Annotated in this window: 16 protein-coding genes and 1 tRNA gene; 14 read left to right on the forward strand and 3 right to left on the reverse strand. The window is 42.1% G+C overall.

Annotation, left to right across the window (positions count from 1 at the left end):
* The first annotated feature begins 140 nt into the window (after positions 1 to 140).
* Positions 141 to 299, forward strand: a complete 159-nt coding sequence (locus FNH22_RS32235; protein ID WP_185154502.1) for a hypothetical protein — start codon at positions 141 to 143, stop codon at positions 297 to 299.
* 175 nt (positions 300 to 474) lie between these two features.
* Positions 475 to 548: transfer RNA gene (locus FNH22_RS30135), tRNA-Ile, on the forward strand.
* 367 nt (positions 549 to 915) lie between these two features.
* On the opposite strand, the gene FNH22_RS30140 is transcribed toward FNH22_RS30135, so the two are convergent.
* The 3 genes from FNH22_RS30140 to FNH22_RS30150 all read right to left on the reverse strand — a co-directional run bounded on the left by FNH22_RS30140 (position 916) and on the right by FNH22_RS30150 (position 6,242).
* The gene (locus FNH22_RS30140) at positions 916 to 4,578 is read right to left on the reverse strand and encodes a CHAT domain-containing protein (protein WP_185154503.1); all 3,663 of its coding nucleotides are present in this window, start codon (positions 4,576 to 4,578) and stop codon (positions 916 to 918) included.
* A gap of 337 nt (positions 4,579 to 4,915) precedes the next feature.
* The gene (locus FNH22_RS30145; RefSeq protein ID WP_143402262.1) at positions 4,916 to 5,686 is read right to left on the reverse strand and encodes a M48 family metallopeptidase; all 771 of its coding nucleotides are present in this window, start codon (positions 5,684 to 5,686) and stop codon (positions 4,916 to 4,918) included.
* Entirely contained in the window at positions 5,679 to 6,242 is a 564-nt protein-coding gene (locus tag FNH22_RS30150; protein ID WP_143402263.1) for an RNA polymerase sigma factor, read from the reverse strand. Before FNH22_RS30150 ends, FNH22_RS30145 begins: the two co-directional genes overlap by 8 nt.
* A 392-nt stretch (positions 6,243 to 6,634) precedes the next feature.
* On the opposite strand from FNH22_RS30150, the gene FNH22_RS30155 reads away from it, so the two are divergent.
* From FNH22_RS30155 to FNH22_RS30210, 12 genes are all read left to right on the forward strand, one after another.
* The gene (locus tag FNH22_RS30155; protein WP_143402264.1) at positions 6,635 to 8,227 is read left to right on the forward strand and encodes an ATP-binding protein; all 1,593 of its coding nucleotides are present in this window, start codon (positions 6,635 to 6,637) and stop codon (positions 8,225 to 8,227) included.
* Between the two features lie 283 nt (positions 8,228 to 8,510).
* Positions 8,511 to 10,181: a helix-turn-helix domain-containing protein gene (locus FNH22_RS30160; RefSeq protein ID WP_143402265.1), complete on the forward strand. Its 1,671-nt coding sequence runs from the start codon at positions 8,511 to 8,513 to the stop codon at positions 10,179 to 10,181.
* A gap of 291 nt (positions 10,182 to 10,472) precedes the next feature.
* Positions 10,473 to 10,997 carry a UpxY family transcription antiterminator gene (locus tag FNH22_RS30165; protein ID WP_143402266.1) on the forward strand — a complete coding sequence of 175 codons (525 nt, stop codon included), beginning with the start codon at positions 10,473 to 10,475 and terminating at the stop codon, positions 10,995 to 10,997.
* Between the two features lie 603 nt (positions 10,998 to 11,600).
* Positions 11,601 to 11,984 (forward strand): hypothetical protein, encoded by a 384-nt coding sequence (locus FNH22_RS30170; RefSeq protein ID WP_143402267.1) that lies wholly within the window; start codon positions 11,601 to 11,603, stop codon positions 11,982 to 11,984.
* A 447-nt stretch (positions 11,985 to 12,431) separates the two neighbouring features.
* Positions 12,432 to 13,268: a Zygote formation protein zyg1 gene (locus tag FNH22_RS30175; protein ID WP_143402268.1), complete on the forward strand. Its 837-nt coding sequence runs from the start codon at positions 12,432 to 12,434 to the stop codon at positions 13,266 to 13,268.
* Between the two features lie 245 nt (positions 13,269 to 13,513).
* The gene (locus FNH22_RS30180) at positions 13,514 to 13,780 is read left to right on the forward strand and encodes a hypothetical protein (protein WP_143402269.1); all 267 of its coding nucleotides are present in this window, start codon (positions 13,514 to 13,516) and stop codon (positions 13,778 to 13,780) included.
* A 747-nt stretch (positions 13,781 to 14,527) separates the two neighbouring features.
* Complete coding sequence (locus FNH22_RS30185; protein WP_143402270.1) at positions 14,528 to 14,971, forward strand: DUF4157 domain-containing protein; 444 nt, start codon at positions 14,528 to 14,530, stop codon at positions 14,969 to 14,971.
* 704 nt (positions 14,972 to 15,675) lie between these two features.
* The gene (locus tag FNH22_RS30190) at positions 15,676 to 16,929 is read left to right on the forward strand and encodes a hypothetical protein (protein WP_143402271.1); all 1,254 of its coding nucleotides are present in this window, start codon (positions 15,676 to 15,678) and stop codon (positions 16,927 to 16,929) included.
* Between the two features lie 392 nt (positions 16,930 to 17,321).
* Positions 17,322 to 18,254: a DUF4231 domain-containing protein gene (locus FNH22_RS30195; RefSeq protein ID WP_143402272.1), complete on the forward strand. Its 933-nt coding sequence runs from the start codon at positions 17,322 to 17,324 to the stop codon at positions 18,252 to 18,254.
* Positions 18,255 to 18,529: 275 nt separating this feature from the next.
* Complete coding sequence (locus tag FNH22_RS30200) at positions 18,530 to 20,068, forward strand: DUF4062 domain-containing protein (protein WP_143402273.1); 1,539 nt, start codon at positions 18,530 to 18,532, stop codon at positions 20,066 to 20,068.
* Positions 20,065 to 23,142 (forward strand): hypothetical protein, encoded by a 3,078-nt coding sequence (locus tag FNH22_RS30205; RefSeq protein ID WP_143402274.1) that lies wholly within the window; start codon positions 20,065 to 20,067, stop codon positions 23,140 to 23,142. Before FNH22_RS30200 ends, FNH22_RS30205 begins: the two co-directional genes overlap by 4 nt.
* Before the next feature lie 8 nt (positions 23,143 to 23,150).
* Positions 23,151 to 25,844, forward strand: a complete 2,694-nt coding sequence (locus FNH22_RS30210) for a TonB-dependent siderophore receptor (RefSeq protein WP_185154504.1) — start codon at positions 23,151 to 23,153, stop codon at positions 25,842 to 25,844.
* Positions 25,845 to 25,873 lie beyond the last annotated feature (29 nt).

Raw genomic sequence — 25,873 nt, forward strand, 5'->3', positions numbered from 1 at the left:
AAATGCCGTATTTTTATCCCTCATATTTGGGTGTCGTATAAGGTGTGCTTTTTGTTTCTAACTATCTCAAAAATAACACCTTACACCCAAATTATTCACCTACTAATGAATTTTCCGGGTTAAGAAAACGACTGCCCGCTTTGAATGAAAGGATTTGGAATACTGAGGGCAATGTTCCTTATGAAGTATTCATTCGGAAGCTTGACCAAACCGATGGAAAATTATCCATACTGGTAGGTGATCATGAACAAGATAGCCTGTTATACGACCATAATTATGTGGCGCCTGATGAGCATTAACCGTCAAATAAATTGACAACTCTTTTTGTATCAAAAGAAATTGATTTGTGCACTCTAATACTACTCTCCCCTACCCTTTTGAATTTTCAATATTTTGTTTGGCGATTTATAGGCAAACGTGTAAAATTGCAAACCCAAAACAACGATGAATATACTGATTTAGTCATCGGAGTTAGGGCCCTTAGCTCAGTTGGTTAGAGCACCTGACTCATAATCAGGTGGCCGCTGGTTCGAGCCCAGCAGGGCCCACGAAAAAACCCGCTTAAAGCGGGTTTTTTGGTTTTAAAGATTTTCAACGATTTTAAATCCTCTACCCATAAATGTTTTTTGTTGCTTATAATGGCACTTTTGTCCCCCAATGTTCAACTCAAAAGCAAATTGCAGAACTGACAAAATAAAGAAAACAGGAAAAGCACCTACTTTTTTCCTTTGATGAATATTTTGTTTTTTTCACCTCTGAATTTCCAGAATTTTTCTGGGTTTGAAGCACTCTTAGCAGAACTTCTTTACAGAGATGTTGGAACCCTTGACTTCTGAGTTTCAGTTTGCGAACCTGTTTACCTGACAGATTAATAGGAAATTCCGGGTATTCATCCAATGCTCTTTTCCTTTCCTGTCATTTTTTCATCTGTTTCTTATAAAGAACAATACCTATGCCCATCACCAGAAGCAATCCGAGTCCAAAAGCTATCACAGTTATCGCTCTACTTTCCCGAAACGCAATTGGACTACTGTCTCCAATGGTAATAAAAGAAGCCCAGTAATATGGATGAGAGTACACCGGATGGCCACTGTTGTTAAGGTAATGAAGTTGTGCATTTCTGAGTGACGCATCTACGGACAGACCATCGGCGAGGTATTCGTAAAACTGAACCATGATGGTGGAGGAGGCCAAATCCGATACATTCCACAGGCTGATGGTTTGCGTAGGGCATCCTGCATACATAAAGGCGCGAGACAAGCTCATAACCCCTTCTCCTTTTTTGATCTGTCCCCTGCCCGTATTGCAAGCACTCAGCACAGCCATCCGGTTGGGTAGTTGCATGCTGTAAATATCAGATGCATAGAGTAAATAATCCGTTTCCGGATTGTTTGAGCCAGTTGTGTCACGTTCTGTTCTCGTTTCTGTATAGGGAGAAAATACCAGACACGAATTCAATGGTTCCTGATCGTCCAGCAAGGCATGCATAGCCAGGTGGACGACGGAATATTCCGGGGCCTTTTCCCGAAACCTGCTCGCTGTGGCTTCTGCCCCCAGCCAGGCATCTCCATCCATGATCTCAGCGATCTCCTGAACCTCTTTTTCAGCACCGGGAAGTTGCACCTCTCCCGCACGGACCAGGCTGGCCAGCATGTCAGGCCAGCGTTCTTCTTTACCAGGTAAGGAGTCATAGGCAGGAGCAAACCCTCCGAAGGCGTAACGCGCATGGTGATTAGCTTCTGATGTCTGTTTGATGGACTCCACCCACAGGTTGGCAGAAGCTGCGTAATGCAGGTCATAATCCTTGATGACATACGGTAGTTGAGAGAACCTGCTGACAGTTTCGTTCGAAGGTCCAGGCTTCACAAGCGTACCAAAGTTAAGTTGTGCCAGTTCACCATCCGGTACGATGACCAGCGACTGAATATCAGCAGGTAAATGCGAAAGTGGTTTGTCTAATAAAAGACGATACAGTTCTGTTGCCAACTCATTATAAGCCAACACATCCAGCATGTCCGGATCCGGTGGGGCCTGGAGTTGGTGTTGAAAGGTGTTTAATCTGCTGTCCAAAGAATCAGTAAGTGAAAGGGTATCTAACCAAAGTTCTTGATGGGTCAAAGTAAAAACGAACAAGGATTTATCATTCAAGAAGTACTCAATCAGGGCTTTATCCGGACCAAGCTCCTTTTGTACCTCTTCCGGAGGGGCGATCTTTTCCTGGTATTTGAGTTGGTAATAGTCGGGGTGGCTTTCTTTCAGGTAATCCATTAACTCCTGGTGACTGGTGATCACCTGATGGAGTTGCTCTTGATAATCCAATTTTCGCAGACTGTCATTGGTACTAGCAACCAATTGTCGAAACCGGTGTTGTTCTTTTTTTAAGTTTCGTTCGCTCTCCAATAAGGCTTTGGGAATAGTGCTGTTTATATGGTTGGTCCGCCCCTTGAGATCGCTGAAAAGTACCATGCCTTTGTTCCGTTCACTGAAGTAAAATGCGTGGTGTAGTAAAGAGTCCCCTTCCTGATGGTTTTCCAGACAAAGGGTGATAGCTCGCTCATATACGTTTGTTGCGGTTGTACCTAATCGGATTTTATCGTTTTCCAGGTAATTTGATTGACGTAATTGGCGGATGAGTTGGTCACATTGTCGAAGCATTTTTATAATGGTTGACGGATCCGTGCCCAGCTTGGATAGAACCTGTGCCTTACCAATCATTGACGCAAGTAAAAAGTCTCCATCGTAATAGTTTTCCGGGTCAATGAACGATGCGTTCAGTTTTCTCTGTTTATTAGTCATATTACCAGCAATGGCCAGTTCATAAGCTTGAATCGATTGCTTCCAGTCTAATTTGGTAAAGTAGGCTTTCCCAAGGGCATTATAATAATTACTGATATCAGGTGATTTAAAGCCATACATCTCTTCTTGTACCTGAACGGCCAAATGAAAGTAATGCAAGGCACTGTCCAGCAGGCCTGAATTGTCATGTCCCCCCACCGTTTTAAAATTTAATAACGTTGCATTGTAGTAGGTTCCTCCGAGGTTAAAGTAATATTCTGCCAGTGTAGGATTTTGCTTACTAAAAGCACGAATTTCATTCCCTTTTTTTAAGTAATGAATCGCTGAATCAAACTGGTCATTCATTTCATAAAACTCTCCGATTCTACTATATAAATATCCCGTTATGTTATGCTCTTCCCCTAAATGATTTAAAGAAATGGTTAATGCTTTTTGGAAGTAATCGAATGCTTCTTGTGCACGGAACGATACTTTCTGACGCATGCAAGATGTTCCAAGTGCCATATAGCAAGTTACAATATCAGGGTGATCTGGCCCCAGATGATCCAGGTGGATCTTCAATGCTCGCCTGGCGTACGTCTCAGCAAAAACAAATTGTCGTTTCATTAAATACAAATGCGCCATTTTCAAATAATAAGTCCCGAAACGGAGATTATTTTCTCCATCAGATATTTTTTTTATCAGCTTAAAAGTTTCGTTTTGGTAACTTAAGGCACTATCATAATCCTTGAGTTCCTGATATAATGATACTATGTTAGAATAAATGGTCAGTATTCGGTCAATTGAAGGGTTTTTCATGGCCAGAACCATTTGCAAAGCCTCATGGTAATACTCCAGTGCGCAATCTGGTGTCTCGAGTTTACCTGCTACTATTCCCAGTCTGCTTAAGGTTGATACTAACTGTAATTGCAGATTTTCATTGATTTCCTGACACTTTTGAATATTCAGACTTCTGGAAAAGTAATCTCTGGCCCTTAGCCATTGACCTTTCCGAAAATAGACTATTCCTATTCTTCCTAATGTTTTAGCAACTGTCGGGCTATCCTGTCCAAAAGCAAGCATCTGAATGGCTAATGACTTTTCATAATAATCCATCGCATGATCAAGTTCTCCAAGCCTTGAAAAGGAATCCGCAATTCCCAGAAAGGATTTTGCAATAGAAGGATGCTGGCCTGGCAGATGTCTTTGAAAAAGGGCCAGTGCTTTTTTATGATGACGTTGTGCTTCTGCATAATTTCTAAGGCGTTCATAGTTATTTCCCAGAGATATATGGGTCATTCCCCGAAGTATGTCCATGGCACCACTATCAGGTAAATGATCGGAAAGGTCCAATACCTGATGAAGTAAGCTATCTGCATGTTGATATTGTTCCATTCTCAAATAGGTATCCCCCAGCAGGTAATACGACCTGATAACGGTTGGGTGTCGATCCCCATAGGTCTGAATAAATCCTGCCAGGGCTTTTTCCTGCTCATGTACAGCCCGGTCAAACTCCCTCTCTTTATTGTACAGAAGTGCCAGAGCTTGCCGGATATGTGCCTGAAGCACGTTTTCGTAACCTGCACAACACGTGATGGAATCCTGCAATCCGATTAACTGTGCCTTTGCCAAAGAAGGCTCTCTCAACAATCCGGTCATTAACGAGGCTCCGGTTTGGGCCAAAATCGCCTCTTTACATCCTCCGTTTTTCGTATGATAGGCCCATGCCTCCCGGTAATAATGCAAGGCACTGTTGTAAGCTTCCGCCTGATAAAGGGAATCTGCTTTGAGTAGCTTATTCATTCCAGCCTCACTTCCCGAATCGGTTGGTTGACTAAAAGCAGATAGACTGAAAAATAGAATAAACGGTATGAAAAAAATGTGGACGCACCTAGATGTCAGCCAGCCAAAATAAAAAGAGTGTTCAGAGAGTTTCATAGTTGGTTATAGTTAAATGGATACAACAACAAATACTTTTACAGAGGGCGGGTCTAAGGTGGAGCACGCTAACTGTGCATGAATCTGGGTGATAATGCTGACCTAGCTACCCAAATACATGTTCCGATCTTTGGAGATGTCTATTTAAATAAGGGAATTCACTGCAAAGGTAGTGATGTATTGGTTATCCTGTCGACCTAAGTTAATTGAAAAGCCAGTTTTTTATCAGGAAGCCCGGAGCATCTATGGCTTCAAGCAAGTCCTTTGATCTTTTTTCGTAGCTTTCGTCATACGGGGCTTTATTTATCTCGACCAACAACGCTCTGGCCTTTTTGATCTCTCCTTTGTGCAGCCAAATGATGACCATGTTCCATTGGGTGACAGGGTCATTCGGAAGGAATGTTTGAGGGATCTGATTGTAATAATGTAGTGCGCTATCAGGTTGCTCACGGGTCAGGTAGATGTCTCCCAGCATAGCCGGATATGCTCCACTCGATTTGTTTTTTGTCCACCCTGTTTTGAGGAGGTTAAGGGCTTTTTCTATATCACCCTTTACATAGCTGACAACTGCCTGATTGATAAGATTCATAGTATCTGTTTCATGACTGATCGCATCCCTTTCGGCTTGCAATCGATAAAGAAGTACGTGTTTTTTGGTTAGCTCGTATATATCAGAGGTACTTCGTAGCCATACTGTCATACCGATACCCGCTACCAATAGAACGGATGCGGCCCATTTAAGTGGTGCCCCGGGCCTCTTCTTCATACGTACTTGCCTGCCGGCAGGCTGACTTGTTATGCCGGTTTCCTTAAGTTCTCCACTGACTTTCAGCATCGCTTTTAAGGTTATGCCAGCTTTGACATCCGCTACAAATGCAGGATCATTGGCCCATTTTTCTTTAAATGTGATCAGTTCCTCTTCGCTCAGGCTTTTGTCGAGGAATTTCTGGATGAGTTCGTCTTGTTCAATCATTATCAGGGGTTGACAGGGAGTGAAACCATTTTTTCCAGTACTTCAGGCAACGGCTCAATTGTGTTTTGCAGCTATCTGGTGTGATTTGCAGCTTTTGAGCAATTTCTTTATGAGAAAATTCCATAACATACTTTAAGTTAATCAACTGTTGGCAGTTATCCTCCAGTAGGCAAAAAGCCCTTCTGGCTTGAGAAACTTGTGTGGTCTCATCATACTCAAATGCCCGAATGTGATATTCCAGATATAATTGATGATCCAGTATGGCTATGGTCTCATTGACCAGCGATACAAACCGGGGTTTTCGGGCATGGTGACGTGAAAGATTGGCCCCGATCTTTTGAGCAACGGATTTCAGGTAATATTTGGTTATTTCTTTGATCCGCTTCTGGCTCAGGTGTTCTAATGAAAGCAGGTAAGCATCGTTAAAGATAGTCTGAGCATCCTCCTTGCTCCAATGATATCGGCTTTGTAAAAACCGAATGACCTCTTTACTGTATTTTCCAAAATTCCGGGGGATATCTCGCACCTTAGTAGCAGACGTTGGGTTTTTCGCCATTTTCACTTTTTTACTTGTATACAGGTCTCATTTCATATATCTGGTGATCGTTTGGGTACAAAATGAGAGCAGCACACTCAATGAAACCTTCGGTGTACGAATCACAAGTTTTGACAGTTTAGTTCTTGTTTTTTTAAGAAGCAAATTAAGCCAAAAGAATAGAAATTAATGGTATCCGTCACAAGATTCTGCCATTGAATAAAATTGCTCCAAATTGTCCGTGTACCACCAGGTAGCCCTGTCAGTAAGCAACTATTTGATCTTCAGATAGCGAGCGGGTTTTTAACGAGTTTTTTCATTCAACTGCTTACGTCTCCCTTAACTAAACACATTTAGTAAGTAAGGAAGTTAAAGGTTGGCATGTGTTTAAACTTCAGGAATGTCACTAAAAATTGCATACCCCCGAAAACCATTTTTACAGTCTTACGCATGAGTTTCGCACATCGCTAAGTTTGATCCTTGGGCCGACGGAGCAAATCCTTAAGCAGGAGGAATTAGATGAAAACTACACACGTAAACAAGTTCGTCTGATCAGACAGAACAGCCGGAAGTTTCTGCTGTTGGTCAATCAGGTGATGGACGCATACAAATTAGGGCACAAAAAAATGTCCTTGGAAAAGTATCGGGGTGATGTGACAGATTTCATCGCCGCTATTGTGGGGCGTTTTCGGGAGATGACCCGGCAAAAACACATTCGACTTAACTTTGATAGCCAGTTACCAGTTGCAGATTACCTGTTTGATCGGGGTAAACTGGACAAGGTGCTTTTCAACCTGCTCTCCAATGCCGTAAAGTTCACCCCGGATGGCGGTAAGATACAGGTGACTGTTTCCCCTCATCAAAATTCAGAGGGTAGGCAAGGGATCACCCTCACCGTGGAGGACACAGGGCCTGGAATTGATCCGGAAGTGCTTCCCCATATTTTTGACGGACTTTATCCACTAGCTTTTTCTACCAACAAGTACGAAGGGACCGGTATAGGACTGGCTCTAACGAGGGGACTGGTCGAATTTATGGAGGGAAAAATTGAAGTGGAAAGTGAAGTTGGAAAAGGAACGTATATCCGTATTTTCCTACCTGTTCAACCGGTTGCATCAAACATTTCCGAAACGGAGGAAGAACGGCCACCTCCTCATCAGCCACTCAGAGAATCAGAAGATACAATGGAAACAGCACCCCACATTGACAGGCAGTCTGACCGGCCTGTCGTTCAGGTGATCACCGGTCATGCAGATTTAAGGGCATTTGTCTGCGCTGAGCTGTCACTAATGTATCAGGTACTTACAGAGCAGGATGGTGCGGAGGGGATTGTTCAGACGCTGAAATACGTTCCTGACCTGATCATCTGTGATGCGATGATCCCGGAAGTGGACGGGTTTCAGGTGTGTGATACACTCAAAAGTCACCCGAAGACCAATCATATCCCCATTTTACTACTGACTGATCCTGATGAATTGAAAGATCACTTAAAAGGGCTCAAAAAAGGAGCTGATGCCTGCTTAAATAAACCCTTTAGCATTGAAGAACTGACCTTGTGGACCCAACAACTGATTGCCAACCGAAAACTATTGACGGAAAAGTACAAAGGAAAGTATGAAAAAACAGATGATGCAGACCTGTGGCCAGCTGCTAATCGCGATACGAGTCAACAACTGATCAGTCAATTACACGCCTTTATTGAAAAAGAACTGGACAACCATGAACTGGATGTAGAAGCACTTGCCAGAGAGATGGGCATGAGCCACAGTCAATTGTATCGAAAAGTGAAAGCCATCACTAATTTATCTCTTACTGGATTCGTTAGAGAATATCGCCTCCGGCGAGCCATGGAGTTCTTAAAAGAAGGACAACACAACGTCACTGAAGTAGCTTACCGGACTGGGTTCAGCAATCGTCGGTACTTCCACAAAGTATTTGTCAAAAAGTATGGGCAAGCGCCTAGTGCGATTAGAACAGGAATTCGCAAAATAGGTAGGACCTATTGAGAGACAATAAAAACTAACCACTTAAATATTTCAATTAAGAGTTTTGAAACGATGAGTTTTTCAATTGATGCAAGATTTCCATGCAAATAGTGCTAATTACTTGCAAAGCCCAGGTAGACCCAAATCTGGAAACCTCCTCAGGGTCCCGCCGAATAAAGAGACCTTTTTGACCGACAATCAGACCTGACGGCAAGGATGAGTAGACCTTTTTGACCAATAAGGACCTACTGCTCACCTTCCAACCATTCAACTTTGTATCAAGGCTTTTGGGACACATAGCTCAGTGACCTGTAGAAAACAATCATACAGCCGAAATGAAGGGCAACGTGGCGGAGCTGCGTCGTCCATTCAAAAATTCGCTGTAAAGGACGTGGCGGAGCTATGTCTTTCATTGAGATGTTCCCTTTTGGATACATTCGAAAACCATATTGGCAACTTTACGAAAGAGATTCTAACGTCACTCAGTTTGATACTTGGTCCGGCAGAGCAGATCCTAAGGCAAACCAGACTAGATGAAAGCTACACACGCAAGCAGGTTTACCTGATCAAACATACGAGTCAAAAACTTTTGCAACAGGCCAATGAACTGCTGAACATATCCAAATTGGGTCATGATCCATTGCCACCAGAGCAGCACCGAGGGGACCTTACAGATTTCATCGCCTGTATTACCACACGTTTCCGTGAGGCGGCTCGTCACAAGCATATCCGACTGAATCTGGACAGTCAGCTACCTGTAGCAGATTACCTTTTTGACAGAAACAAAATCGATCAGATCCTTTCCAACTTGCTGATCCAGTTCATAAGAAGGACACTCGAAGGAGGAAAGATCCATTTAAAGCTAGCCACATGTGAAAACTCAGAAGGTGCACCTGGCACACGCATCACCATCCAAGGAATACCTACTGGTGGGCAGTCAAACCCTTTGGATGGCTCCACTCCTATTCATCGCTATGAAGACCTGTCGATCAAGCAGGATATAACCAAGAAATTAGTAGAATTCATGAACGGTTCAGTTGAAATGGTCGGTGATATTGACAATGGAATGAAAGCAATCTTGTTCCTTCCTCTTCAGCCTGCTACTCAAAACATACTCAAAAAGGATCCCGTCCCTTCTCTTTCATTTAATGACCGGGAAGAGGATCACCAACCACTTACGGATCGAAGATCTGACCGACCCGTCGTTCAGGTGATTGCAGGCCATGCAGGACTAAAAGCCTTTTTATATGACGAGTTATCATTCAACTACCAAGTCTTGCTCGCAGGAGATGGTGACGAGGGGGTCTTGCAGGCGATAGAATACCTTCCTGACCTGATCATCAGTGAGGTTGCAATTCAGGAGAAGGATGGTTTCGATGTATGTGATATCCTGAAACGGCACCCGATGACCAACCACATCCCGGTAGTACTTCTCAATGACCGATTGGAGCTAAAAAATCGTTTGAAAGGTTTTCAAAAAGGAGCAGACGCTTACCTGACCCAACCTTTTAGCGTCGAAGAGCTCGTATTGCGGATCCAGCAATTGATCGCCACCCGAAAACTATTGGAAGAAAAATATAAAGGAGGAGTTGCTAATTCAGATAAAACTCTTGAAACACCATATGAAGACCCTGATCAAAAGTTAGTGAATCAACTACATGCCTTTATTGAAAAAGAACTGGATAATGAAAGACTCAATGCCGAGCAGCTCGCTCAGGAGGCGGGGATGAGTCATAGTCAATTGTACCGAAAAGTCAAGGCTTTAACCAATCTGTCCATAGCCAGCTTCGTACGGGAGTATCGTCTCCGGCGAGCCATGGAATTGCTGTGTGAAGGTCACTACAATGTGACAGAAGTCGCTTATCATACTGGTTTTAGCAACCGCCGCTATTTTCATAAGGTATTTGTCAAGAAATATGGACAAGCACCTAGCGGGATCAGAAAAGACACCCATAGAGCAGTAGATACAAACTAAAAAAACTTCGCAGGGTCCCATCGAATAAAGAGACCTTTTTGACCGAAAAGAAGACTTTTTAAAGCAAGTAAGTAGACCCTTTTGACGAATAAGAACCTGTTATTCACCTCCCAACTGATCACCTTTGTATCAAGGTTATTCAATAATGAAAACCTTAATCAAACAAATGACGCAGCCAAAAAAACCAGTGTACGGGATGTGGCGGAGCTGTGTTAATCAACTTACAAATGGTGTACGAGACGTGGCGGAGCTGTATTCGTACATGAAAAATTAAACTAAACTACCATCGAAATGATCACGGAACCAAAATGGAATGTAGTGTATACGTACCCCAATGCAGAAAAACAACTACATATTCGGTTGTTAGATAAAGGAGTAGAATCCTACCTCCCACTATACAAAGAAGTTCGTCATTTAAGTAATCGCAAGAGAATCCTGGAGGTCCCCCTTTTCACTTCGTACCTGTTTACCAAAGTGAACAATGTAACCATTGATAAGGTACGTTTTTCCAAAGGCTTTGCCAGCTTCATTCAGTTTGAAGGCAAATATGCTACGATCCCCGACGAGCATATACAAACTATACAAATAATCATGGAAAACAATATCCCTTATGCGCTATGCACCGATAGCAGCGCCAAGTCAGGTGACTATGTAGAAATCACTACTGGTGCCTTGAAAGGAAAAAGAGGGTATGTCACCCATACCAAAGGCAACTTTCATGTCCTCATGGAGATAGATCACACGGGATATGCCTTGGGTGTGGAGATAGATAGACGGTGTATTTCGGTACTGAAAACGAAGTCAACGCTGTCATAAGACGGGCGTGCTGCTCATTTCAGACAAATGGAAATTTTCAGTAGCATCGTTACTGTAAAAAACGTCCAAAGAAATTCTCAGCTCCTCGTCACGCAAGTGTACGCCAGAAAAAAAGTGCTCACCTTGAAGAACTACAAGTTCTCCGCCTAGAGAGAACAGGTAACATATGACTGTTGCACAACCTACATTTTGATTACTTGTATTTTTATGAGAATTTCCGATCGAGGTGATCGTCACCAAAGTCGAGGTGGTCATTAACAAAGTCGAGGTGATGGTCAACTATCCCTGGTTTTTGAGTTTTTGCCTGAAGTGAGTGTCATACCCGCAGCTTAAACAAGACGGGTTGTGCAACATTCACAACATGCCCGCCCTGGGAAAATAAAAATTTTAGATCAGCATTAGCTTGGCAACAGCACTCTGGAAAAGCGCTTCTCCAGGGAGAGCGGTTTAGCATCACAAATCCAACTAACATCAAAAAGAAAATTAATGAGACGGCTTGTGATAATTAGCTAGAAGAATTTACCCATCGGAAAGTCCGGTGGTCTTTTTAAAAACAGTTACAGGCAATAAGAAAACCTGTACAAAATTAAACTTTAGAATAATATGCCAACAATTACTCAATTTATGCACGGCAGACGTTGGACGTTAGGCCCTGCACCCGATTATTACTTTCCCGGCAGGAATCACCCTCACCTTCATCTGAGAGTGAGAAATGGTCTTACTATCGTTAATAATGAACGAGAAGTTAGAGAAGAAATCACATTTTTAGGTATAACCTTAGGTGGCAGAAGAGGAAATGTACAAATCTATCCAACACCAAATCCATGGCCAGGTGGAAATGATGTTGAAAGAGCTGAAAGTGAGGAAGCTTGGAAGGATAGAATAAGCCAAGCATTGATACGTTACTTTCCCAATGGCGTGGAACGCATATCTATTTTAGGCGAAATAAACACTTTGACCGGATTAGGGATAGATACAGATGTCTAACGGTTATTTCCTTTCCAAATACCCAAAGTTACGCATAGAGGGCTCTCTCTGAGTCTGAATAAATACAAACACAAGTTGTTGGAATGACCCGGAACGGGATACTGACAAAACGCTATTCCTAACAGTATTGCCAGTATCTGGCACCACTGGAAGAGAGCAGGAAATCAACAATGACCGCTTTCTTTCCTTACACAACTTCCAAAATCTTATTAAGCAATCTTTTCAAGGCTTTACAAATTAAAAAGGGCGGCACTTTCAGGCGTACCTGGAATACACTATTCCCAAAACAAGCTATACGGACCTGATCATAGCCGCTAAGCCTTAAAGGTTGATCTCTATAAAAAGTGGAGCAGAACCCACGGTAATAAACGGCCTTTTCTGTGAGGTGAAACATAGAAGGCGGAAACCGAAAAGCCTTATGAGTAGGAAAATTAAACACTAAATACAATGATTAATTCTGTTATTAATGACAAAAGAATAACCACACTAGAAGATGGTGGAAGTTCAAAGCTTAATGAATTTAATTTTGTTTCTAAAGAGCTTAATGAGAAATTAATTCGTTCTCAAAAATCTAATAGGGCTTTTGCAGCGGCATCAGCTAACCCAGATGGCGATTCTGAGCAAGAAGTTCATTTCAGACTAAACCAAACTGGAAATATATTCTATTCTACCACAAGTGAATCTATCCAGGGAGAAACAAAAGATCTGTTTGATAGTGTTACAGTACTTTTTTCTGCAATGACTAAAGCTCTTTCTGACAAAGGAAAAAATCTATTTGATTACGATTCATGGGGACAACTCATAAGAAGCAGTGGATTTTTCGTAGAAGTTCAAAAGTTTCAAAAAACATTAGAAATAAAAAGCAGTTCATTAAGCATTGACACTCAAGTTGTTCAAGCTCTTCTGCCAGGATTACAATCCGGCAGCTCAATGGATATAGCCAAAAGTGTTTTAAATGCTTTGAACGGAGAATACAACAGTGGAAGTACTAACGAATCTACAAAGCTTTGTCATCTACTTTTTATTTGCGAGGAAATTTTTGGTGCGCCAAGTGTGACTGTAAGATTATTTTATGCAACTCAAGAAAGTCATACGAGCATTACTTCTTCCCCATGTCATAGAAGAACGTCTACCTCATTTGAACAATTGCAAGAAGCAGATACATTTCTTTTTGTCTCTCCTGAAACAATAGCAAGATTTGCTTCACAATTTGGTGAGGATCCTGAAGCTTATACAATACTTATTGAAAAATTAAAAGGATACATAAACGAACAACCTAAATAGAGTTAAAATAAGTAGAAACCAAAAGCTAAGGAACTTATGATTCCTTAGCTCTTTTTAGTAATACAAAAACGCACCACAACACTAAATAAAGCCAATGCTTGCTCCTACTCCATTACAAAAACTCACTTTGAAAACTAAAAATCTACATTCGCATAAAGACTACTGTAAAGCACTGTCTTTATTTTAACCGTCATAGCTAATTGAAGAATAACAATGATTAAAGACTAATTTGAAATGTTTGAAACATGTATGAACATGAGATAAAATGGAGAGAGGATAAAAAAAGAAATCTTGGTAATTCTGTTTCTCAAAAAAACAGTTATGTGAAGCAAGATTTTGGTTTTGTAGAGAAACGAAAAGAATCAATACAGCAAAGTTCAATAAGTAATTCAGGTAAGTTCATTGAGGAAAGAGATTATAATGGCGTTATCCATAATGTAACCATTCAATGTATTGATATGACTAAGGACATTGATTACGAGAGTGGATTAATTAGATTTAAGTACTGCTGATTTTAATGTTTCAGATTTAGATGAAGTCAAGAAGGTAATACCAAAAGTTTATAAAGGAAGTTTCGATTCGGATACACATATCGACTCTATAACGATGAAGTATTTACTTGTTGGCTTGCAAAACCCTGGTTTAACTCCCTTCTCTTTGAGACGGTGCATTGGTCCATTCCAGACGAGGATGCAGGGTTCTGCTCATCAGGCTCTAGGGAAAAGAACAATGGTATATTCCCGCTAATTCCTACTGCCATATTGATCGCAAAAGAAATAACGGTTGACGCATTATGGCATAAAGAAGATCAGAAAGTTTTAGACAGTCATTGTGTGGTAGAAAAACCCTTTATCGCTTGGTCCATTCTCTGTCTCCGGACCGGAAACCAATACTATTCAGATCATAGGCTGGATAAGTGAGTTAACTCCATTTTCCCCGAGCATATCGGACCTTGAAAGTAATTCTGAATCTATATAAATGACCTATTAAAACAGAAGCGTGTTCCTGATCCGATATAGTCTACGCCAGATCATCCTAACCACCTCTCCTTATAGGTGCGCTTCGTTTTTCATCCACGGCTACAGAAAGGATTAAAAGATAGCGGCATATCTTCAAAAGATACGTCGTCCTTAAACCCAGGTGTTAAGAGTGAAAGTTGGACTGGTGAGTGAAGAATCAAGAGGATGGCTGCTTACAAACTTCAGTGGTGGATCCGAAGCAACAAATTCCCATATAAAAACTTAGAGTAAATAAATAATATGATAAGAGATACACGGAATAATATTTCCATCCATAAGAAAGATATAAAAAGCAGTGAATGTTCAGAAGCCTTACCGGAAAGCTTACGCAAAGCCCTGGAATACCTCTCTGATCTGGATCTTTCAGAGGTGAGGGTTTACTATAACTCACTAAAACCGGCAGATGTCAATGCATGGGCCTATGCCTGTGACGGAATCATTTACTTATCCGCCGGGAAAGAACACCTATTGCCCCATGAAAGCTGGCACATTGTACAGCAATGGCAAGGACGGGTTACACCTACCAACACGGTAAATGGGGTGTACATCAATGATGAGCAGGAACTGGAAAAAGAGGCAGACATCATGGGAGATCTAGCCTTGAAGATGGCCAGTGCATTGAACGAAGGATACATTCGCTTTTTTGATTCTACCCACTCAAAACCACTACCAGAACCAGCTTAGTAACAACTGACTTAACCCGAAAATTCCATTACGCTAAATCCTCTTGGGGTTAATGAATGATATCGTTTTACCAAGCTCGCAACATTACTGAAAGAAGGTAAACCCGCTGAGGAACTATGAGTAAAAATGTAAACCTAATTACAGAACCCTAAAAATATGAACGATAAAAGATAAAATTAAACTTTAGAACAGCAACATAAAGCAGGACCAAATCCTAACCTGTCTACTTCAAACAGGATTATAGTAATCTCTGTAAAGTACAACTAGGAATAATGATGTATAGTGTAAACTATTATTAACATTAACTGAAAATCTGTTAACCCTTTTCAGCAGGGCACAATGGGCCTTAAAGAGCATATGATAGCTTTTTTCGGCTTTGCAAAACCAGTGTTAGGGTTTACAAATACCCAGTGTTAATGCTACTAGTATTAGTATACGCGGATGGTTTAACGGTGAAAAAACTGTGACCTAATAATAAAGAAAAATTTAAAAATATTTAAGATATGTACATAGAATTAGAAAACCAGAAAGGCGGAAAATGTAGATCCATAGCCAATTCTGTTGCTTAGAAAACAAGTAAAGGGAAGCAAGGAATTGGGTATGTTAGAAATCAAAAAGGGTCAATTAATAGAACAAACAACAACACGTAAATCAGAAAAGCATGGTGAGGGTTATTCAAAAAATGATCTAGCCAACGAATGAAGATGACCGAAATTAAAAAGTACACAAAAAGAACAATTACAAAACGAATAATGAAAATGATGAAAAATGTGAAAATATTTCATGAGACTAAGCAAATAAAACAAAGAAACAGTCTGGAAATGCATATTACCTGTAAGGGACCTGCTGTTGTGGATAAAAACGTGGTGCAAAGAGCAGTTGGGTTTGAAGCTGAAGCACTTAAAGATTATTGGAATGTACAAGGGAAGCGCAAAAACGACAAAAGTTTTAGTCAGATAAAAGATACTAAGGAGGCATTGGGTTCAATCGACAAATTGGAAGTTCAAAGTGATAATGGCAATCTGGAACTTGTGACCAAGCCATTGCAAACGGAAGAGGAGGTAACCAAAACATTTAATCAAATGGAAGACACCTTAAATCAACTTGCTGGTAGTTCTCCAGCAATAATCGATTCTTTACCAAAACAAAGTATGGGACTTCAATGGACCAGTAAAAAGGATTATGTAACGTATAAATTTAAGGCGGTTTCAAAAGCAGATGGGAGAGCTGATAGTGTCAAGTTTATTCCACAGGCTACAATTGATATACCCTTCGACAGTTTTGAAAGTTATATAGCTCTATTCAACAATGAGGAATATGCAAAAGTGTTAGGTAAGCAGTTCACACAAACGGCGGATTTTCTGAAAGCTACAAATCTCGGACAATTCATTCCAGGTATTGTTTTAAATGATTTAGCAGCGAAAGGATTTTTAAAGATGGTCTTAATGGCTATAAAGGATGCGAGTTTGTTTCCGGGGGGAGATGATCCCAAATATGGCTTCCCTACCATGCCACGGAATCGGTTTAGTGAAATGTATGAAAAAGTAAAAATTGACAATAATGTCTGGGATACTTTTAAAAAACAGGTCGTAGACTATTATCGTCGGCAAAGACAAGATTTACTATTTCCGAAAGGGTATTTAGGGGAAGATAATAAGGATGAGAGAGGACCTACTATCGTGCAATGGCTCAACTCAATCGATCGCCCAATATATATGGAAGACGATTACGCTCAAGGACAAAGTAAAGAGAGAAAATCGGACCTTCTTTCTCCACCTCCCGGGCAGCGTACAAAACTGGAAGGCTTAGGAGCTTACGATATGGCCGGAGATGTTCCTTTCTTCGAATTAAGGGATTTTATGAGTCATAGCGATGACGAAAAGCCTTTAATAGGCGAGATTTACCGAGCAGCTCTGATTACAATAAAGTTAGAACAATCTTCATATAGATCAATTTAATGCGTAAACCATTACTAGTAAGGGTAATAAGGTGGCACTAAAGATACGCGATAGTTCTGGTACCAGATACAGGACACGGGACATTCGTATGTGAACATGGTGGTGTTACGTAAATCTTAACTCAGCATATAGTATAATATCTATGTGCACATTGTAGTAAAAAGAGGGCGGTACCGGCCATAAGTGCTTTTGATTACCTATACACTAAATGAAGTTAGAATAGGATGGAGGAGTTAGTAATCTCTTCCATCTACCTTTTAACATACCCTTTGGAGCTTATTGAAGCACTAAAACAAGGACGGTTAACCACCTAATCAAAAAAATGGATGGAGCATAGAACACATACTTTCAGGTGAAAGGAGCAAATTCCATTATGTAACGTAATCAACTCCATGAGACCTGATCTCAAGATGAATATAGCCAAACCTCTGCCACAAACTGAATCTACCGCTACAGACACTGCACTGGAGTTTATCTGGTCACAGTTCAAGATCTGGGACATCACTGCCACAAGACAAAAGCAGAAGATTTTCAACTGGCAGTTACGGGTGCTTATCCTGATCATCCTGGGATCATTCACTGCCCTTCTTAGTGATTCATTGATTGAGTGGGGATTACCGTCCCTGGCCAGAGTAAGCATTATTGTCACTACTTTAACCGTTGCGCTCTGCAGTTTTGCAAATAACCAGATACTAACCCATGATGGCGAAACAAGTTGGGTACGCGCACGGGCCGTGGCCGAGATGTTTAAGTCAGAAGCCTGCCTATATCAGCTAAAAGCAGCTCCATACAATAGTGAAAACCCGGAGGTGCTGTTGTTTGACCGCTCAAAATCGTTCATAAATACAGTGAAGGACCTGACTCCGGAGGTGGTACCGGATGACGTATTAACGGACAAACCAGTTCCAATCCACATGACCTTTGAGCGTTACCTTGAAGAGCGAGTAAAGGGCCAGCTCTCTTACTTCCAACAAAAAGCGAAGCATTATAACCGGTTGATCAAAAAAATGAAAAACCTGGGTTTATTTTTGGGGTTCATTGGGGCCGTTATGGGAACAATCAGTGCCCATGGTTTGGATCAATTATCTATATGGATCGCCTTTCTAAACAGCACTACCGCCTCTATGACTTCTTTTCATGCATCCCGCAAATATCTACAGCTTCTCACCTCATACCGAAATACGGCACATCAACTCACCCGGCTTTTACATGGAATCCAACAAATCCCGGCTTACGACTCAGATGCACAAAGAGCTTTTGTCATTTCCTGTGAAAAGGTCCTTTCTGCCGAGAGCAAAACCTGGATCGGTGAATTTTCTGAATAAACCCTACTTCTTGGTAGTGTTTTTTTTCACACTTAAACTCAATTGATTTTTTAAACACGAAAAAATAGGGTAACAGGGTGCCATAAATGGACCGGAGTAATAGGTATTCCATGAAGCTAAAGCTGAATAAATCGGGAATACTATCAACGAATGCCCCCTAAAACCGGCAAATGAGTTTAAGAAGGAAACATGATTGGCCCGGCTCCGATGACATTTCCTCCCTATCCATGAGTTTCTAAGAAACGGATCGAGTCACGAACGGAAACCAACTCAGTATGAAATTTGAAAAAGACCTGTTGATCAGTTATGCCCATATCGATAATGAAGTATTTATTGAAGGGGAAAAAGGCTGGATCACTGCTTTTCACCGGTCATTGGAAATACGCCTGGCACAGTTGATTGGACGCAAGCCCATCATTTGGCGTGACGCAAAGTTGCAAGGCAATGATGATTTTAGCCAGGAGATTTTGGATCAATTCCCTAACATAGCGCTACTGGTCTCCATTGTCTCTCCACGTTATGTCAGGTCTGATTGGTGCGTCAAAGAAGTGCAGGAGTTTAGCCAGGTGGCCCGTTCCGGCCTGGGAATGAAAATAGACAATAAATCCAGGGTGTTTAAAGTTGTTAAAACCCCAGTCCCATTGGAAGAGCACCCCGAAGTGATTCGTGACCTGTTGGGGTATGAGTTTTTTCATGTGGATATACAGACCGGAAAGACTAAAGAATTTAGCAAGCATTTTGGCCCGGAAAGTGAACGTGCCTACTGGGTCAAACTTGATGACATGGCCCATGACATGGCTGAACTGATCCGGACGCTGGAAAAACTAGCCACAGATAGACCTGGTCTCCATTCTACTACTTGCAAAAGTGACCAATCCACGTCTCCTACCCCACGGGAAGACGTACCCATTACCGTTTACCTGGCAGAAACCAGTTATGACCTGAATTCTTATAGAGAACAAATAAAGCGTGAACTGCTAGCCCATGGCTGTAGGGTGTTGCCGGACCAACAACTTTCTTTGTTTGCTCCGGAATTTACAGAAAAGATCCGGCACATGATGGATGAGTGTGAACTGTCCATTCACTTAATTGGCAGCGAATACGGTTTGGTACCGGAGGGCACGGACAAAGCCCGCAGTGTGTTGCAAAATGAGGTTGCTGCTCAAAAAAGCAGTAAACAAAAAGAGTTCCAACGCCTAATCTGGATACCGACAAGCCTAAGTGTAGCAGATGAGCGCCAAAGACGTTTTTTAGAATTGATCAAAAATGACGCCTTTACTCAACAGGGGGCAGAAGTACTGGAAACTTCATTGGCCGAGTTGACTTTTGCCATCCATGATCACCTGGCTGCCGGGAAAAATCAACGCCAAGACACCCTTCAAACCAATCATAAAAAACAAGCCAAAAGCATTTACCTCATCTGTGATCAGCAGGATATGGAAGCCATAGCAGTATTGGAAAATTTTCTTTTTGATCAGGGTTTTGATGTGATCACCCCAGTATTTGAAGGCGATGAAGTGATGATCCGGATTGATCATCAGGAGAACCTGAAGACCTGTGATGCAGTAATCTTGTACTACGGCCAGGGGAGTGAGTTATGGTTACGGGCTAAAATGCGGGAGCTCATCAAAATAGTGGGATATGGGCGGGATACCCCGTTACTTCAAAGAGCGATCTATCTTGTGGGCTCTGAGGAACCTGGAAAAAAACGTTTTAGGGTACAAGGAATTCCCGTCATCTATGAAAAGGAAGCTTTTTCTCCGGCCTTGTTTCACGATTTCATAAAGCAACTAAGAGTAAGCGAATTGGAATGACTACCACGGAAACCCTATTCAATCCTTTTCCCGGTTTGCGTTCTTTTGAAGAGGGTGAGGAACATCTCTTTTTCGGAAGAGAAACTCAGATTGATGAGTTACTAAACAAACTAGGTTCCAATCACTTTTTGGCTGTTGTAGGCTCTTCCGGAAGTGGTAAATCTTCATTGGTAAAATCCGGACTGCTTGCCGGGCTGAACGGTGGTTACATGGTTTCTTTCGGGTCTGCCTGGAACCGAAAGATATTCAGACCGGGAAGAGATCCTATAGGGAACATGGCTAAGGCCCTTTCCAAAATAGAAACCCTGGAAGGAGAGGACGAAGCTGCTTCTGAATATGCTTCCATGATAGAAGCTACGCTTAGAAGAAGCCGAAGAGGACTGCTAGAAGTAAGGGAACAATCCAATTTCAACCCTTCTGAAAACTTACTACTGGTTGTGGATCAGTTTGAAGAGATATTTCGCTATCAGAACTATAAGAAAGCAGGTAAAGATGAAGATATTCTCTTTATCAACCTACTCTTATTTGCCTGTCAACAAAAAGAGGCTCGTATCTTCATTGTGTTGACCATGCGTTCTGACTTTATGGGGCAATGCACAAGATTCAGAGGATTACCCGAAGCTATCAACCAAAGTCTGTTCTTAGTTCCAAGGATGACACGTGAACAAAGAAAGGCGGCCATCACTGGCCCCATAGCTGTAGGCGGGGGAACCATTACTCCCCGCTTGGTTACCCGTTTATTGAATGACATGGGCGATAACCCGGATCAATTACCCATCCTGCAACATGCGTTGATGCGATCCTGGGATTACTGGGAAAAATCTACACATGGGGATAGTTCTATGGATATTCCACACTATGAAGCCATTGGCACTATGCAGGAAGCACTGTCCCTACATGCAGAAGAAGCCTTTGCAGAACTACCAGACAATGAGCACAGGAGAGTTACCTCCACTATTTTCAAGGCCCTGACTGAGCGGGGCGAAGCAGATCAGGGAATCAGAAGACCTGTTCGGGTAGAGGAGCTTTGTCAACTGACAGAGGCACCACAGGAGGTTATCATTGGGATCATCAATCTGTTTAGAACCAGTGGACGCTCTTTTTTAATGCCGCCATCAGATGTCCGCATTACTGCTAATACCGTTATTGATATTTCCCATGAAAGCCTGATGCGTATTTGGGTAAGGTTGACCCAATGGGTGAGAGAGGAGAAACAGGCTTCAGAAACCTACCTGAGATTATCAGGAGCCGCCGCTCTTTACCAGGCAGGGAAAGTAGACCCGTGGCGAGGGCCTGAGTTAGAGCTTGCCATCAAGTGGAAAGAAGAAGCACAACATGGCCGGTTTTGGGCTCAACGTTATGATCCCGCTTATGAGCGAGCCATCAATTTTCTAGCGCTTAGCGAAAAACAACGAGATCTTAAAATTGCTGAAAAAGAGCAAATTCAGCAGCTTCGATTGAAAAGGGTGCGCATGGTTGCCATTTTCATTGGGAGTGCTGCTATCTGTGCAATGGCTCTTTCTTTTATAGCCCATAATCAGAAGTTAAGAGCGGATCAGCAACGAACTATTGCCGAACAACAGACAGAAATTGCTGAGAAAAACCTGGCAGAGGCCGACCGGCAAAGAGAAATAGCCGAGGCACAAAGATTGATCGCAGAAAATAACGAAGCAGAAGCCAGAAAACAAAAAAAACAGGCAGAAACCCAGCAAAGGTATGCGGTAATGGCCAGGAATGAAGCAGAAATACAACGAACCATTGCCACCAGGAAGCGTAAATTGGCAATTTCGGCTAAAAACGAAGCGGAAGCGCAACGCGTCATTGCCCAAGCACAGCGGGAGCAGGCCCTGAAAGCAAAAGAAGAGGCGGATAGCCAGCGCAAAGATGTACAAAAGCTACGTAACCTGGCAGAAGCCAGAAATAGGGCGTATCAGGCACAGCACCTGCTGATGGAAGGAAAAAGCATGGAAAGTGCAACATTGGCCATCACATCTTTTCAAATGAATCGTGACAATAATGGCACTTCCCACAATAATGAAGTGTATCAGGCACTGAACGGTGCACTCTATGCCCTGGCCCCAACACACTATCAATATAAACTGCACCAGCATGAAGTACATCAACTGGTGGCTCATCCCTTCAAACAGGAGCTTGCCTCTGTTGATAATGGGGGAAAAGTCCACATCATTCATTTCGGCAATTCAAAAGCACTTCAATCAAAGTTGGTGCTTTCCACCAGCCAAAAGCTAAGGACCGTATGTTATAGTCCTGATGGAGCATACCTGATCACCGGTGGACACAATGGAATGGTCAATGTTTGGGAAACAGCCTCTTTGGCGCATAATCAGCCTCCTATACACTCCATTACCTTACATAGTTCCATCAATGCGCTGGCTTTCGTACAACTCAATCAGGAATGGCACCCGGTTTTGGGAACCGCTGACTCGCTATTCATCGGTCGGATCTACCGTAACGTACTGACAATTATGGATAGAATACCCCTTCCTTCTTTGGGTCAAATAGTGGTAAACCCACAAGGAACACAACTCTTGGTGAGTAGTGGTCACCAACTCTTCCGGTTCTGTTACGCTGCAGAGGATTCCATGATCGGGCCAATAGCATCTACCCTGTTACTCAACAATGAAATAACTGCCATAGCGGTACATGAAGATTATGTAGCCGTTGGTCAGAAAGATGGGAAACTGGCCATTTTTCAATTGCAGCACCCCAACCAGCCTCCGTCCTATTTTACCTTACATCAATCTGCCATTAGCAGCCTTAGTTTTAACTGTTTGCCGGATCAATTACAATTGGCATCCACCAGTCTTGATCATTCAGCAAAGCTCCTCAATGTAGAGGGGCTACTCAGTCAAAAACTGAACGAGAATCAAATTTTACTTAAGGGTCATAAAGGATGGATACGAACGGGAAGTGTGAGCAGTGATGGCAATTATTTTTTTACCGGTGGTAGGGACCGCCAGGTGAAAGTATGGCATACAGATCAGGAGAATATGGCCGGAAACCTTCAAAAATTTACTAGCCAAGCTCCTATCAATAAGCTACTTGAAAACTAATGCGCTCTATGAAAAAAAATCATATAACTTTCCTGGTTAAGTGGATTAAACGGTTTTTCGGGTCTCCCCGGGTAATCCTCTTTAACATATTATGGTGCCTGTTAATTACCTCACTGGAAGCCCAACAGGTTTGTGGTGAAGAAACGATCCACAAGGCATTACAACATTATGAAGAAGGGCGTTTTGAATCTTCCATTGAGTTATTAGTACCTTGTCTTGAGCAAAAAGGATTGGATAGGCGATCCCTAAAGGCGATTCACCGAATAGTGGCTAACTCCTACCTGGCCATGGATCATTATAAAGATGCAGAAAAAGTAATTTTGCAATTGTTGGAAATGGTTCCGGATTTTGAACCTGGTTTTGAGGATGACCCTGAGCTGACCACAATGGTTACCCAACTTAAAAACAACTTATCTTCTAACCGGGTAACCTCCGTATCCAAAAGCAGTGAGAAACTTTCCAAAGCACCTGCTACCGTTATGGTCATTACGTCAGAGGATATTCGTAACCGAGGCTACATTGATCTGGAAGCACTTTTTAATGACCTTCCGGGTTTTGATGTCTCGCGAACCTACGGAGCAACTTACTCTAACATTTATCAGAGGGGGTATCGCTCCAATAATACCGACCGGACTCTTTTCCTGCTGGATGACATGGAGGAGAACGACTTCTGGGGAAGCTTTCCATACTGGGCGAGACAATACCCCACTAACAATGTAGAGCGAGTAGAAATTGTTTATGGACCGGCTTCTACCATGTATGGGGCCAATGCCTTTTTAGGAGTTGTCAATGTCATCACCAAGGATCCTTTTGAAGGGCTTACCGATGAGTCTCCTACGTCACTCTTTACAGAAGTTGGGTCTGGGAGCAACCGCACTCGTTTCGTAGAAGCAGGCCTTAATACAAAGAGAAAGTCTATTTTTCTATCGGCAACGGTTAGGGGGTACTTTTCTGACGAGCATGACTTATCCGGATATCCTGATTACAATTATGCTGCAGATGACTACACCCCTGACCAGTACCAGGGTCTAAACTTAAATGATCTTGAAGAAGTGGCAGATTTTGTAAGAAAAAATGGTGCGGAAGATCAGAAGTTTTACACAGTATCCACTCATCAGGATTCCATCACGCTGACACGGGCAGGAGCTGAAGCGGCTTCCCGGCTTGATAGTGCGTTTATCGCCAACCAGAATTTAGAGTACAACAATCTTCTTGAACATTTATACCTGAATGTAAAACTAAAAACAGGTGACTTCTTAATGGGTTACCAAAACTGGAAAAGCTGGCATGGCTCTACCAACTATGGCACTGATAATGCTCGCCCTCCGGCCAATAGAGATAAGAATATCAGTGTCTGGCAACCGCGACAATCCATACTCTACATCAACTATGAAAAGGACTTGAATGATGACATTTCCATTAGCAACGTTGCCCAATACCGAATCACTAAGGTCAATGACAAATCCAATATCATTAGCCTCAGAAACTACCGAAATGGTTCACTGAATCTTAGTAGTTTAATAGAACAAGTGAACCCTTATTGGGACATTGCTTTTTTTTACCAAAAATCTGCCCAGTTCAGAAATGAGTTCAGGTTTAATTACTCAGCTTCCAAAGCACTACAGATTGTGGGTGGATTGGAGGTAAAGAATAGTACAATCCAGGGTGATTACAATCGGATTCCCGCGGATACTTCCGATTTAAAAACATTTAAAAAATCAAAATCCAATAGAGAGGATAGTATCAACTATTTTGTACAACGCAATTTGGGTACATATGTGCAACTAACCAATAATTTTGGAGACATAGTCAGGCTTACTTTGGGAGGTAGGCTAGACTACAATCAGGTACGGGATCAACTTGCTTATGCACCGGTCTTCAATCCACGCATAGCGCTTGTTATCACCCCAATGAAAGAAGAAGCTTTTGTGTTGAAAGGAATTTATGCTACTGCCTATCAGGTTGCCTCTGTTCGTGACAAGTACTCAACTGCACCTACACGTTTATTACCCAATCCTGATCTCCAACCTGAGCGGGTTAAAAATTTTGAGTTCGGTGTCAGTTATCAAAAAGCAGGTATTCAGATAGATGCTACGGGTTATCATTCGGTGTATAGTAATGTGATTGGTCAAGTACAGGTTGGTTCAACAGGTCAAAACCAAAATATAGGAGAACGGGAAGTTTTTGGCCTTCAATCCGCATTTTCTTACCAGTTAGGTAGCTCACATCTACTCCATTGCGATCTTTATGCCAACTACAATTATACCCAGCCCTGGGATTACAAGCTTGATCGTGCTAAAAAACGGATCAATTCATCTAAGACAAAAGTAGGGGATATTTCCAGTCACCGCTTTAATCTTGGTATCAATGCACTCTTTTCCCAAAAAATTAACCTCAACCTAAGAATGAATTACGTTGGAGCAAGGAAGGTTGGTGAAGGCACGACTGTGCCGCATAATCCGCAAGAAAATGACCAATTCGATGCCTACATGGTCTTAAATGGGGCCATTACCTACCGAAAACTCCTGCCTGGTCTGGATGTACAGCTTGTGGTGAACAATTTATTGGACAAAGAATATTTCCACCCGGGTATAAGAAGTGCTGATGGCATCACTCAAGCTTTCCGTACACCGCAAAAGGGTATCAACTACTTAATAACGCTCACTTATAACACCGGCTTTGTAAAGTCAAAAAATCAATAACGAAAGTTAATTCCCATAACCACACATTC

The sequence above is a fragment of the Fulvivirga sp. M361 genome, from assembly GCF_007097395.1.
Taxonomy (GTDB): domain Bacteria; phylum Bacteroidota; class Bacteroidia; order Cytophagales; family Cyclobacteriaceae; genus Fulvivirga.

Coding starts and splice junctions, on each gene's coding strand:
- FNH22_RS30140 (WP_185154503.1), bottom strand. CDS start 4,578: ATGAATAAGCTACTCAAAGCAGATTCCCTTTATCAGGCGGAAGCTTAC.
- FNH22_RS30145 (WP_143402262.1), bottom strand. CDS start 5,686: ATGATTGAACAAGACGAACTCATCCAGAAATTCCTCGACAAAAGCCTG.
- FNH22_RS30150 (WP_143402263.1), bottom strand. CDS start 6,242: ATGGCGAAAAACCCAACGTCTGCTACTAAGGTGCGAGATATCCCCCGG.
- FNH22_RS30165 (WP_143402266.1), top strand. CDS start 10,473: ATGATCACGGAACCAAAATGGAATGTAGTGTATACGTACCCCAATGCA.
- FNH22_RS30170 (WP_143402267.1), top strand. CDS start 11,601: ATGCCAACAATTACTCAATTTATGCACGGCAGACGTTGGACGTTAGGC.
- FNH22_RS30175 (WP_143402268.1), top strand. CDS start 12,432: ATGATTAATTCTGTTATTAATGACAAAAGAATAACCACACTAGAAGAT.
- FNH22_RS30180 (WP_143402269.1), top strand. CDS start 13,514: ATGTATGAACATGAGATAAAATGGAGAGAGGATAAAAAAAGAAATCTT.
- FNH22_RS30185 (WP_143402270.1), top strand. CDS start 14,528: ATGATAAGAGATACACGGAATAATATTTCCATCCATAAGAAAGATATA.
- FNH22_RS30190 (WP_143402271.1), top strand. CDS start 15,676: ATGACCGAAATTAAAAAGTACACAAAAAGAACAATTACAAAACGAATA.
- FNH22_RS30195 (WP_143402272.1), top strand. CDS start 17,322: ATGAGACCTGATCTCAAGATGAATATAGCCAAACCTCTGCCACAAACT.
- FNH22_RS30200 (WP_143402273.1), top strand. CDS start 18,530: ATGAAATTTGAAAAAGACCTGTTGATCAGTTATGCCCATATCGATAAT.
- FNH22_RS30205 (WP_143402274.1), top strand. CDS start 20,065: ATGACTACCACGGAAACCCTATTCAATCCTTTTCCCGGTTTGCGTTCT.
- FNH22_RS30210 (WP_185154504.1), top strand. CDS start 23,151: ATGAAAAAAAATCATATAACTTTCCTGGTTAAGTGGATTAAACGGTTT.